This is a genomic window from Hydrogenimonas sp. (genome assembly GCF_029932565.1).
In the GTDB taxonomy this organism is placed as follows: domain Bacteria; phylum Campylobacterota; class Campylobacteria; order Campylobacterales; family Hydrogenimonadaceae; genus Hydrogenimonas.
Genome location: NZ_JAOZPV010000059.1, coordinates 1 through 11,218 on the forward strand (window position 1 = coordinate 1; position 11,218 = coordinate 11,218).

Here is an 11,218-nt window from a genome sequence, read left to right on the forward strand (position 1 = left end):
TGTCGTTGACTTTCCAGTGTGAGACAACATAATCTTTCGCATCGATCAGATCGAGTTTGACATTGTCGGGTTTCAGACCCGCTTCTGCTTCCAGGTCGCGCGGTTCCGCTTTGTAGATTTTCATTTCGCCGAGATCGGCTACGATGACGATATCTCCAACTTTCATCGCTTATCTCCTCATAGATTAATATATTTCGATTGTAGCATGGTTACATTAAATCGACGATAAATCGGCGATGACGGCGTCTACGACTTTCATTATCTTTTCAACGGAATCGAGATCGACCCGTTCCCTGTCCGAATGGGGGTCGAGAATGGTGGGACCGATCGAAGCGATATGCAGGTCCGGAAAACGATCGGCAAAAAGCGCACACTCGAGCCCGGCATGGATGGCTGCATAGGAAACTTCCGGCACCACGTTTCTGTACTCTTTCAAAACCGTTTCACTGAATGGATTAACCTCCGGTTTCCATGCCGGGTATTTCCCCTCCGTTCGGCAGACGAATCCGTACGCTTCCCACCCTGCAACACTCTGTTTCACCAGACGTGCCAGATCATCGTTGTCCATCGAACGTGCGGAGAGTGAAATATTGCACTCATTCCCATCCATTTTTACAATCGCCAGGTTGATACTGTCTTGCGGCAGATTCAGATCGCGATTCCACTCCCTGACTCCATGGGCAAAACCGAACAGCGCCTTTACGAGCTCTCTTCCTTCCGCGACGAGCATCTCTCCATTCCCGGATGCGGATTCGACGGCTATACCGTTTCGTCCCATCGGTGACATACCCGCCGGCACCCATACCAGAGCCTTTGCGCTGCGAGGTATCGCATTGATACGCTCACCCCCCTCCATCCACGCCACTTCCATCCCGGCATGGTCATAGATATACCGGCACAACTCCGAAATGGCATTGGGAATGCCGTCGGCGATGTTGACACCCGAGTGGCCGCCGGGTGCTGTGGCATGAAGTCGATACCAGACCCCATTTTCCTCGATCTTTTTCGACTTTACCGCTCTTTTCGCATGGATATCCTCCCCGCCGGCACACCCGATATAGACTTTTCCGAGCTCTTCGCTGTCGAGATTCAGAAGATTGGGTGTACGGATCGGAAGTTCCAACGCGCCGGCACCGATGAGTCCGATCTCTTCGTCGTTGGTAAAGAGTGCGTCGATTGGGGCACCCCGCTGCATCATCTGAAGCATCATGGCCATACCCATTCCGTTGTCGGCACCCAGAGAGCTCTCTCTGGCATACATCCAGCCGCCTTCTGCAACCGGTTCGATATCGGGTGCTTTGCCGATACAGACCATATCGTAATGGGACTGCAGTGTCACACGGCTTCCCTCTCCGTACGCCATCACATTCCCTACGGCATCGATTTCCACCCGATAACCGCATGATTGGGCAAACTCGGCCAGATAACGACGCATCTGCGACGTTTTGGAACTGCAGTGCGGAATGTGAATCAACGTTTCAAAAATCTCTATGACGCCTTTTTTATCCATTTGTTTCGCCTTGTTGTTTCTTTTTCATTATATTTTAATATTATAAAATTCAAACTTATAATTTTAAGTGTCAAATGAGTAGAATATGCCTATGAAAGCTATAAAGTGGATTATTTTTGTGCCGATATTGCTTACACTGCAGGGATGCGTCTACTTCAATGATGACGGTATTGGCACACGGAAATACCGAGATTGTGTGGAATATTACGATGCGGAAGGCATCTATCATTGCGAGTGCGACGAAAACCTGGTGGATTATGATGATTTGAAACCCAAAGGAGAATGATGAATCCTCTGTCACGCCTGACGATCAAAGGAAAGATGATTCTTTTGATCGTTTTACCGATTCTCGCACTTTTCTACTTCACCGGAAGCGAACTGAAAAAACATTTCGAATTCAGCGAAAAGGTCGATCGGGTCAAAGAGCTGGTCCATCTGAGCGAAAGTCTGAGCCGTCTGGTCCATGAAACGCAGAAAGAGCGTGGTGCGAGTGCCGGGTTTACAGGCAGCAAAGGGAAAAAATTCGTTACAAAGCTGCCGGAGCAGCGGAAACTGACCGATGTACGCATCCGCGAATACAAAAAGACACTGGCCGACATCGATCTCTCAAGATTTCCACAGGAGCTGAAAGAGAAAGTCGATGCACTCAATCGCGATCTCGACACACTGCCTGCAATCCGACAAAAAGTTTCGGCACTCGCACTTCCTCTGAAAAGAGTGGTCGGGTTCTATACGAACATGAACGCCAAAATGCTCAACATCGTCGCGACATCCTCCAAACTTTCGCCCGACGAACTGATCACCAAAGATCTGGTAGCCTATACATCGTTTCTGAAATCGAAAGAGCGTGCCGGCATCGAACGGGCGGTGTTGAGCGCCACATTCGGCGCAAACAAATTCGCACCGGGCATGTATATGAAATTCATTACACTGATCGCCGAACAGAATGCCTACATGGACGACTTCCTCGCCTTCGCACCCGCTTCGATGGTCGCACTCTACAACAAGGCGATTCGCCATCCCTCGTTCGGTCAGGTGCAGGAACTGCGTGATGTCGCCATCAAAATGGCGGCGACCGGCGGTTTCAATGTCGACGCCGAACAGTGGTTCGACACGATCACCCGAAAAATCAACGTTTTGAAGAAAATAGACGATCAGATCGCCGGGCAAATCGAAAAAGATCTCGACAGCTTCCATGACACGGCCATCATCGACACGATCATCGGCATCGTCGTCATCCTGATCATGCTGGTCGTGGCGGGGCTTTCGGTTCAGGATCTCGAAAAACGCCTCAATTCGCTCAAAACACTCATCACGAACATCGCCGAAACCAAAGATCTGACGACAGAGATACGCATTTACGAAAATGACGAATTCGGCAGCATCCGGGGTGCGCTCCGCGACTTCCTGAAAGCTCTGCACGATTTCGCAACCCACGCGCAGCAGAGTGCAAACGAAAACAAACGGGTCTCCGGCACTCTCGATCGGACATTCAATGCCATTACAACAAATATTCAGTCGGAAGCCCATATTGTCGAAGAGGGAGCCGAAGAGGCTTCAAGACTGAAAACCAAACTGCTCGCGAGCAACGAAGAGGCCTCCTCGACGAAAGAGAACATGCTCGAAGCGAACCGCAGCCTGGAGGAGACGATCGGCCTCGTTCAGAACACGATCGCCCAGATCGAAAACAACGCCGTCGTCGAAAACGAACTGGCCGAACGCCTGCAGCAGCTCAGCCACGACGCGGAACAGGTCAAGGAGGTGCTCACCGTCATCTCCGACATCGCCGACCAGACCAACCTGCTGGCGCTCAACGCCGCCATCGAAGCGGCGCGGGCCGGCGAACACGGCCGAGGATTCGCCGTCGTCGCGGACGAAGTGCGGAAACTGGCCGAACGGACCCAGAAAAGCCTCGCCGACATCAACGCCACAATCAACATCATCGTGCAGGCGATCATGGACAGCAGCCAGGCGATGAACAACAATATCGAAAACGTCAACCGCCTCACCCAGGACGCTTCGCAGGTGGAACAGGAGATCGGCACCGTTTCGGAAAAGATGACCGAAGCGGTTCACAGCGTCGAAAGCACCGCCAAAGCGATCGACGAAGCGGCAGAGATCATGGAGGCGTTCATCGACAAGATGACCGAAATCAAACAGCTCTCCGAAACCAACAAAGAGAGTATTTTCAGCAGCGACGACAACGTCAAACGAATCGGTCAGCTCGCCGACGAAGTGCTCCGTCAGATCAGCCAGTTCAAAGTCTGATGCCCATCCCGGGCATCAGCGCTTTTCGACTACCTCTTCCACCTTCTTCAGATCACTGCCAAACGCAAAACAGCTTCGCATGTCGCAAGCCACGAACCCTTCCATTTTCTCCGCTTTCAACAGCAGAAACGGATAATCGATCGACCCCACGGCATGCTTTGCCCGCAACAATTCGTTGCGGCTCGATTTGATTCCGACGATGCCGCGGGTTCTGCGCAAAAATGCACGCAGAGCCTCGGGCCAGGCATCGGGAGCTTTCTCCAGAAGAAGCCCGTTCGCTTCGAGCGTCGTTTTCACGATACCATCGTAACGAAGATCACTCTCCAGGAGTGCCAGGTCGAGAAGATTGTTGAGCATTTTCGACATGGGGGAGGTATAGTAGCTGTCATCCATATCGGATTCGCTCCTCGGCTCCTCGTCGGCGAGCAGCCAGCGGCCATTGCCGAGATAGAACGTATCGATCGCCAGATCGGTCCAGCGCACGGCATCTTTCAGATAGAGCGGCTTCAGTGTCGCCTGGTAGCCTGCCAGAGCGGCATCGATCATGAAGGTGTAATCTTCGAGCATCCCCGGCTGCGTTGGTTTTCCACCCCACAGCACCTGGTGAAAGAGTCTCCCGTCGCCGCGCATCATCGTTCGCTTCAGGGCTGCATAGGAGTCTTCCGCACGTGCCAGATATGTCCCGGCGGTTTCGGATGCGGCAAAGAGAGCACGGATCATCATCCCGTTCCATGCCGTGATGATTTTTCGATCGATAAAAGGATAGGTACGATTTTTCCGCATCAATTTGAGTATGGCACGCGCCTTTTTGAAACCGGCCGGCGGTTTGTGCGCCGGACGCCTGGGATGCGAAAATTCGGTATCGAAGTTGCCCTCGTCCCGGATATCGAGATAATGGAGATTTTCGATCGCTTCCCTACGGCTAAAACCGGCATCCGTCAGTGCTTCCAATGCATCCTCGTAGCGATAGATGAAATATCCCCCTTCCTGATGGTCGCTGTCGGCGTCACTGGCACTCATATAGAGTCCCTCGTTTGTACGAAAACGCCGGTCGACTTCCCGCACCGTCTCGCGAACCACATCGCGGAAACGGCCGTTGCCGGTGAGTTTCCAGGCCTCGACATAGATCGGTATCAGTTCGGCGTTGGTGTAGAGCATCTTTTCGAAGTGCGGCATCGTCCATGCCCTGTCGACACAGTAGCGGAAGAAGGCACCGTCGATCTGATCGTAGAGACCGCTCCGCTGCATCGCATCGAGCGTCTCGAGGGCCATGCTCTTCGCCTTATCGTTTCCATTCATACGGTAGATATCGAGCAGCAGCCGAATTCTTGAACTCTCGGGAAATTTCGGTCGGGCGCCCCACCCCTTGTAACGTTTGTCGTAGTACACCCACATCCGCTCTACCGCCCTGTCGGCGATTTTCAGATCGGATGGCAGCCGTTTCGGCGGCAGCGTCCCGGCCGTCTCCATCAGTTTCCCGATTGCATCGGCCCGCCGTTCGATCCCCTGCCGGTCGAACCGATAGAGCTTTCCGTAATAGGGCACGACCGTCTCAAGCCCCTGCACACCGTAGGAGTCGACAGGAGGTATGTAGGTGGCAGCGAAGAAGGCTCTCCTCTCTTCGGTCAGAAAGATCGTCAGAGGCCACCCTCCGCCCCGGTGATGCAGCAGCCGATAGATGCGCTGGAAATATCTGTCCAGATGGGGCATCTCCTCCCTGTCCACCTTGACGGGAACGAACCAGCGGTTGATCAGTTCGGCAATCTCCGGATTTTCGAAACTCTCGTGCGCCATCACATGGCACCAGTGGCAGGTGCTGTACCCGATGGAGAGAAAGATGGGCTTGTGCTCACGTTTCGCTTTTTCGAACGCCTCCTCACCCCACGGATACCAGTCGACGGGATTGTGCAGGTGCTGCCGCAGGTAAGGCGAGTTTTCGCCTTCGAGATGGTTAGCAGGAAACTTGGCAGCGCCCAACAGAAGTGAAAAAAGTAAAGATAAGATAAAATAGCGTGTCATTTTTTTTCCGTCATTTTAAAAAAGCAAAGCTCTTTTGGTCATTAAGGGTCATTTGGGTGCTTCGCACCCGGCGATTGGGAAATCATAGCGAAAATGACCCATAATGACAGCGAAGCGAAATGACCGCCGCGCAGCGGCCAATGACCCAAGGATATTTCTCATGTGCCTGATACTCACCATCGTCTTTTTACTCCTCTCTGTCCAGGCTTTCATGCAAAACGACTGGTCTTTTGCCCTTCTCTACTCCGCCATCGCCATTTTTTTCATCTGGCTGCTGCAGAACAATGTCAAAGCCATTCTGAAACACAAAGGGCGATGTGGCCCGTCAGGATGCTCGTTTTTCGATCTTTTTCGATCCAAGTCACGCAAACAATGAGCGAAACCCATTGTTTGGCGGGGACTGCCTGCGGCGGTGTTGCACACATCGCCTTCGGTTCCGAGCCTACGAACGACATACAGGTGTCGTCCGCAGATGGCTCTCACCCCTGCACCCCCCTGAAGCTACGAAAGCTATCGCTTTCGGGATGATGTTGCAAAAATTGCAACATCAGAGCGCCTCTTCCTTGTTTGAAATGACTTCAACAACAGCCAGATAATGACCAGCTCGGTGACCAGCAGGATCCAGTGCAGATGGTAAACCTGCCTGGTGTGCTCTTCGATACCCCATATCCAGATCAGTGCTTTGTAAAAGAGCCACGACACCAGCATCCCAGCCAGATACCCCGCCTGTTTCGCCATATCGAGCCACGATAGAATCTGCTTGCGGTTCAGAAAGAGCGTTTCGGCCCGGACGAGATAGGAACCGAACATGAAGGTGAGCTGATATCCCGCATAAATGAAGAGGGCCGTCGTGATGCCATAGGGCAGCACGAGATACCAGAGCACGAGAACCAGCATCACCAGCTCCACGAAAAGAGAGATCTTGAAAAACGTCCGGAGATTGAGAATTTTTTCATAATATTTCGCCACGACCAGCATACCGATTGCCAAAAGAACACCCCCCAGTGAAAAGATCGAGGGATCGAGCACGGCATAGATCGTAAAGATCGCCCCCACCGTCAGTCCCATAAAAAAGGAGTTGACACCCTTGTAGCGTATGTACCAGCGGGGAACGATTTTCAAGGCTTCCACCTTCGGCGAGTGAACGGGAAACGGGAAACGGGAAATGGATTTTTGGAATGGAAATGGAACCCAATGAGCAATGACCAATGACCAATGACCCGTTTCAATACTCGATCCCTTTCCTCGCCATGACACCCTCGTCGTAGTAGTGTTTGACCTTTCGCATGTCGGTCACCAGATCGCTGGCCTCTATCAGTGCCTGCGAGGCGTTCTGCCCGGTCATCACGAGCTCCAGGCTATCCGGTTTGCTTTTCAGAAAATCGAGCACTCTTTTTTCGTCAAGCAAGCCGTAATCTATCGCCACAGCCACCTCGTCGAGGACCAGAAGGTCGGGTCGCAAAGTCTCGAGACGCTTCGCCATCTTCGACCACAGATCGCGGCACATCGCGATCTGTCCATCGCTCGGTTTTTCGATGATGAAACTGTCGTCCCACTCGCGCAATATCGCAATATTTTCCCCACCGCACCGTTTCAGCATATCGATTTCGCCGCTGGGCATACTCTTCATGAACTGGACGAAAAGAACGCGGAAACCGTTTCCGAGTGCTCTCAGCGCCAGTCCGGCAGCCGCTGTCGTTTTTCCCTTGCCGTCGCCCGTATAGAGCTGTATCTGTCCGTTTCGCATAGCGTCATTTTATCCTATTTCGCTACAATTCCCAGAAAGGAAGAGGTTTGACGAAAGAGCGGGAAGGCGAATTCTACGCGTTTTTGCTGGGCATCCTGGAGAGCTGGTTTCCCATATTGACGATCTGGGCCATCGCCTATGTCGGAGCCATCCACACCTATGCCTATGCCATCGTCGTCGCGATCCTCTTCTTCCTCATTCTCGCATGGAAGCATGGAACGCTCGGCAGACTTCTCGACAAGGATGCGCGGAAAGACCTTCTGCTGACCGCTCTCTTTATCACCCTTCTCTTTCTTTTCATCTATATCGGGCTGCGCTATACGACAGCCGGCAATATGTCGCTCATCATCTTTCTGCAGCTCTTTTTCGCCTATCTCTATTTCAATGTCCTGGGACACGAGAAGATGGTTCCCGTTCATACGTTCGGGGCGTTGCTGATGGGGATCGGCGCGCTGATCGTTCTCTATCCGGAGGAGTTCGGCGGACTCAATATCGGGGACGCCCTCATTCTCCTGGCTGCTGCCATCGCACCCATCGCCAACTACTACCAACAGCGGGCGCGGCTCTATGTGCCCAGCGAAACGATTCTGCTGTTCCGGTACCTCTTCGCCCTTCCTCTTCTGCTCCTTTTCGCCCACCTTTTCGAACCGGAGCCAACACTCGAAAAACTCTACAAAGCATTGCCGTGGATTCTCGCCAGCGGCCTGCTTGTCATGGGGGTCGCCAAAATCCTCTGGGTCGAAGCGCTGCACCGAATCTCCATTACGAAGCTGAGTGCCATGACGGCGTTGATACCGCTCTTTACGATGATCTTCGCCTATCTTTTTTTGCAGGAGGTACCGACACCCCGGCAGATGCTCGGCGTGCCCTTCATCCTACTGGGCGGCCTTCTCATTACACGGCCGCATCCTCAGTAGACGATCGGTTTCTCTTTGTCGTAACTCACTTCGAAAAGCACCCGCACCTCGGCATGGGATTTCGGCGGCATTGACACGTCCATTTCGAGCCGCCCTTTTTCCAGAAGCCTCTTTTCGATCGTCTGATCGCACCGGACACTCAGGAGTTTTACCTCCACATCGCTGCGGACCGCCACCGGAATCCGGTCGACGATTTTCAGACGCTTCGTCTCATTCGACTGGTTGACGAGACGAATGACATACCCATCCTTTTTCCTGACGGTGCCTCCAAAAAAACTCTCTTTCTCCTTCAGAACCATCTTCTCTCTCTGCACCACCACATCCTCATCGACGGAGACGAAGAGCGTATAGCGTCCGTTCCGGTATTCACCCGAAACATTGGAAGCGACCACCTTGCCACTCTCCAGAATACGCCATCGGTTCGTCTCTACGGGCACGTTTGGCTGGAAGCGAACGACATGGTAAACCCGCAGATCGCGGTATGGGTAAACCCTCTCTTCACGCTCCGCATCGACACGCCAGGAGCCCACGGATATGTCGACCTTCTCGCCATTCGATGGGAGTTTCAACTCTTTGATCCTGTAATGTCTGGGGTTTTCGGTCTCCACCGCTGCGTAGGCGATATCGGCGGCGAGATTTTCCGAGGCTGCAGGCATCGCCATTTTACGCATCATGCCGGCTTTGGGGACTGCCCTGTCGTGAACGATCCATGGCGAAAAACGGATCGGCCGGAGATACCGGTTCATCGGTTGATAATAGAGTGTCGCCCTCTCGGCTTCGATATCGATGCCGCTGCGGTTGCGAAGCTCGATCCGCTGGGTGATGCCGACCTTTTTTTCATCGGAGATATCGGCAATGTAGAGCATGTCGAAAGAGATAAATCGGCCCGGCAGAATCAGTTTTACGTTACCGTCGCACGCTTTGGCAAGATGCTGCGGCTCCAAAGAGGGAGCCTGTTTCGAAAAGGCCTCCCTGCGCCACTTCACCTCTTTGTCGGCCATCTCCTTTCGCTTCTGCATCGTCGCGTAATTCTGTGCCGCCTTCTCCGCCATCGCCAGCACCGCCTTCGGATCGGCGATCTTCACTTCGGCACGCTTCATCAGCGCATCGATATAGGTCATTCGCCGCTGGGCATAGGCACTGTCGAGAGACCATCGCTCGATCGTCGCCTTTTCGCGACATAGTCGGCTCTCCTTGGGACACTCCGTCGAGGAGACGATGGAAAGCGTCCGATCCCCGCATTCGGCCCGGCTCTGTTTCGGAACGAATCCGACAAAAGTACCTGCAGGTTTGTAGGTGTAGACCGCGCCGTCACGATACAGTTCGAATGTCGCTGCCTGAAGCGACAGGCAAATTCCGGCCACTGCCACCATCGGTAGAATGTGTTTCATGAAAACTCCTCACTGCGCCTTTACGGCGGTAAATGTCACGCCCCTGCCCTCTTCGATGCGTACATCGAACCCGATGGGATTGCAGCGGACTTCACAATCCTCGATCTCCTCAGACCGTTGCAGACCACCGTCGGCCAGAATGGAGATCCGCTGCCAACACCAGAGACAGGCACTATCATTGGCTATTGTACCTCATCCCCGTGAATCATTCGTGAAACGATCGCCTCTTTCGTCGTCATCTCGTGCCGAATCACGCCGACGATGTGCAGCGTAACGAAAAGCAGCAGCGGTTGCAGCAGGAACTCGTGCACCTCTTTCACCCAGTGCACCGTCTCCTTCTCGAAACCGAGCGCCCCCTTGAAATAGTAGAAGGCCCCCGTCAGCGTCAGCAGGGCGATCGTCAGGCAGAGCAGCAGGTGGACACCCGTTTTCATCTTCTCCTGCATTCCTTCGGCCTGCAGAAGTTTCAGCAGCGGCATCTGTGCCTCTTTCGTCGCCATCAGATAGATGCGGAGTGCGATCGACAGCCCCAGAACGATCGCGAAAATGTAGTGCCACTCCCACATCGGCGCCCGGATCGCCTTCGCCACAGTGATCGCCTGCTCGGAGCTCAACGTGACACCGAACGTCGCCAGCTTCTCCGTCAAAATCGCAGCAACTTCCTTTTTGTTCAGAAAGGTCTCCCGCAGCAGCACCGTAAAGAGCAGCCCGAAAACCGAAAAGGCCATCAGCCAGTGCCAGAGTCTGAAAAGCGTGGCAAATTTTGTTCGTTGCATGACTATTTTCCTTTCCTTTGAGACAACAATATTACCGTTTTATCTTATTTCATTCTATCATACGCAATAGGGTCAGGACATTAATTTTGTGGAACCGCATATTTTACTTCGCCACCTCCATGGTGGAGTCGGATTTGCTCTTTTCCACAACCCTGCCTTCTTCGATCTGGCCCATCTCTCCAGGTGGTTGAGTTTCTCTTTTCTCGCTTTCGGTAGATGGTCATAAAACCTGCGCATAACCCATGCGTGTCCCAGGGTGACCATTCTCTCGTTTACATTCATCCATTCGCCATATGTATGCTGAACATATATCGTAGCCAGCGTTCTTCCGTAATGGTCGACACCATGCTCTTCAATCCGCACCATCCGCCCTCCGATCAATTTGATAAGACCATACGTTGCAGTATCGCCCCAATGCTGGCCATCTTCCGGACAATCGATAGAATCCAGCCTTATTTTTATTCTATGCCACTCCTTGACGACGACAACCGTATCACCGTCGATGACGCGCTCGACTTTCACGAGCGGCAAGTTTTCTATCCGATCTTTGACATCGGCCTCATTTTTGGCCCTGGTTTCATATGCGATCC

General features: G+C 53.1%; 12 protein-coding genes. 4 read left to right on the top strand and 8 right to left on the bottom strand.

All coding sequences use genetic code 11. From position 1 onward, the window contains the following. Positions 1-214: 214 nt before the first annotated feature. Positions 215-1,510 (bottom strand): M20/M25/M40 family metallo-hydrolase, encoded by a 1,296-nt coding sequence (locus tag Q1K24_RS07405; protein WP_300368224.1) that lies wholly within the window; start codon positions 1,508-1,510, stop codon positions 215-217. 118 nt (positions 1,511-1,628) lie between these two features. Here Q1K24_RS07405 and Q1K24_RS07410 point away from each other — a divergent pair, with 118 nt between their 5' ends. Then, complete coding sequence (locus Q1K24_RS07410; protein ID WP_300368227.1) at positions 1,629-1,796, top strand: hypothetical protein; 168 nt, start codon at positions 1,629-1,631, stop codon at positions 1,794-1,796. Further along, positions 1,796-3,778, top strand: coding sequence for a methyl-accepting chemotaxis protein (locus tag Q1K24_RS07415; RefSeq protein ID WP_300368231.1), 1,983 nt, complete (start codon positions 1,796-1,798; stop codon positions 3,776-3,778). Before Q1K24_RS07410 ends, Q1K24_RS07415 begins: the two co-directional genes overlap by 1 nt. Before the next feature lie 15 nt (positions 3,779-3,793). Here the strand turns inward: Q1K24_RS07415 and Q1K24_RS07420 are convergent, their stop codons facing one another. Further along, the gene (locus Q1K24_RS07420; protein ID WP_300368234.1) at positions 3,794-5,797 is read right to left on the bottom strand and encodes a thioredoxin domain-containing protein; all 2,004 of its coding nucleotides are present in this window, start codon (positions 5,795-5,797) and stop codon (positions 3,794-3,796) included. Positions 5,798-5,957: 160 nt separating this feature from the next. Here Q1K24_RS07420 and Q1K24_RS07425 point away from each other — a divergent pair, with 160 nt between their 5' ends. Beyond that, on the top strand, positions 5,958-6,173 hold the full coding sequence (locus Q1K24_RS07425; protein ID WP_300368237.1) for a hypothetical protein: 216 nt from the start codon (positions 5,958-5,960) through the stop codon (positions 6,171-6,173). 134 nt (positions 6,174-6,307) lie between these two features. On the opposite strand, the gene Q1K24_RS07430 is transcribed toward Q1K24_RS07425, so the two are convergent. Then, a complete protein-coding gene (locus Q1K24_RS07430; protein WP_300368240.1) occupies positions 6,308-6,928 on the bottom strand; it encodes a hypothetical protein in 621 nt (206 codons plus the stop codon). 94 nt (positions 6,929-7,022) lie between these two features. Then, positions 7,023-7,544 carry a cob(I)yrinic acid a,c-diamide adenosyltransferase gene (locus Q1K24_RS07435; protein ID WP_300368243.1) on the bottom strand — a complete coding sequence of 174 codons (522 nt, stop codon included), beginning with the start codon at positions 7,542-7,544 and terminating at the stop codon, positions 7,023-7,025. Between the two features lie 47 nt (positions 7,545-7,591). Between Q1K24_RS07435 and Q1K24_RS07440 the strand changes: the two genes are divergently transcribed. Then, the gene (locus Q1K24_RS07440; protein WP_300368246.1) at positions 7,592-8,461 is read left to right on the top strand and encodes a DMT family transporter; all 870 of its coding nucleotides are present in this window, start codon (positions 7,592-7,594) and stop codon (positions 8,459-8,461) included. Here Q1K24_RS07440 and Q1K24_RS07445 read toward each other — a convergent pair. The 4 genes from Q1K24_RS07445 to Q1K24_RS07455 all read right to left on the bottom strand — a co-directional run. Then, positions 8,455-9,852, bottom strand: a complete 1,398-nt coding sequence (locus Q1K24_RS07445) for a DUF4139 domain-containing protein (RefSeq protein ID WP_300368249.1) — start codon at positions 9,850-9,852, stop codon at positions 8,455-8,457. The genes Q1K24_RS07440 and Q1K24_RS07445 overlap by 7 nt on opposite strands. 9 nt (positions 9,853-9,861) lie before the next feature. Next, positions 9,862-10,038 carry a CPXCG motif-containing cysteine-rich protein gene (locus Q1K24_RS09775; protein WP_366903742.1) on the bottom strand — a complete coding sequence of 59 codons (177 nt, stop codon included), beginning with the start codon at positions 10,036-10,038 and terminating at the stop codon, positions 9,862-9,864. After that, on the bottom strand, positions 10,035-10,628 hold the full coding sequence (locus Q1K24_RS07450) for a cytochrome b/b6 domain-containing protein (RefSeq protein WP_300368252.1): 594 nt from the start codon (positions 10,626-10,628) through the stop codon (positions 10,035-10,037). The genes Q1K24_RS09775 and Q1K24_RS07450 overlap by 4 nt, the downstream gene beginning before the upstream one ends. A gap of 72 nt (positions 10,629-10,700) precedes the next feature. Beyond that, positions 10,701-11,218 (bottom strand): thermonuclease family protein (locus Q1K24_RS07455; protein WP_300368255.1); only part of this gene is annotated, 518 nt, incomplete at its 5' end.

Coding starts and splice junctions, on each gene's coding strand:
- Q1K24_RS07415 (WP_300368231.1), top strand. CDS start 1,796: ATGAATCCTCTGTCACGCCTGACGATCAAAGGAAAGATGATTCTTTTG.
- Q1K24_RS07425 (WP_300368237.1), top strand. CDS start 5,958: ATGTGCCTGATACTCACCATCGTCTTTTTACTCCTCTCTGTCCAGGCT.
- Q1K24_RS07435 (WP_300368243.1), bottom strand. CDS start 7,544: ATGCGAAACGGACAGATACAGCTCTATACGGGCGACGGCAAGGGAAAA.
- Q1K24_RS07405 (WP_300368224.1), bottom strand. CDS start 1,510: ATGGATAAAAAAGGCGTCATAGAGATTTTTGAAACGTTGATTCACATT.
- Q1K24_RS07445 (WP_300368249.1), bottom strand. CDS start 9,852: ATGAAACACATTCTACCGATGGTGGCAGTGGCCGGAATTTGCCTGTCG.
- Q1K24_RS07420 (WP_300368234.1), bottom strand. CDS start 5,797: ATGACACGCTATTTTATCTTATCTTTACTTTTTTCACTTCTGTTGGGC.
- Q1K24_RS07450 (WP_300368252.1), bottom strand. CDS start 10,628: ATGCAACGAACAAAATTTGCCACGCTTTTCAGACTCTGGCACTGGCTG.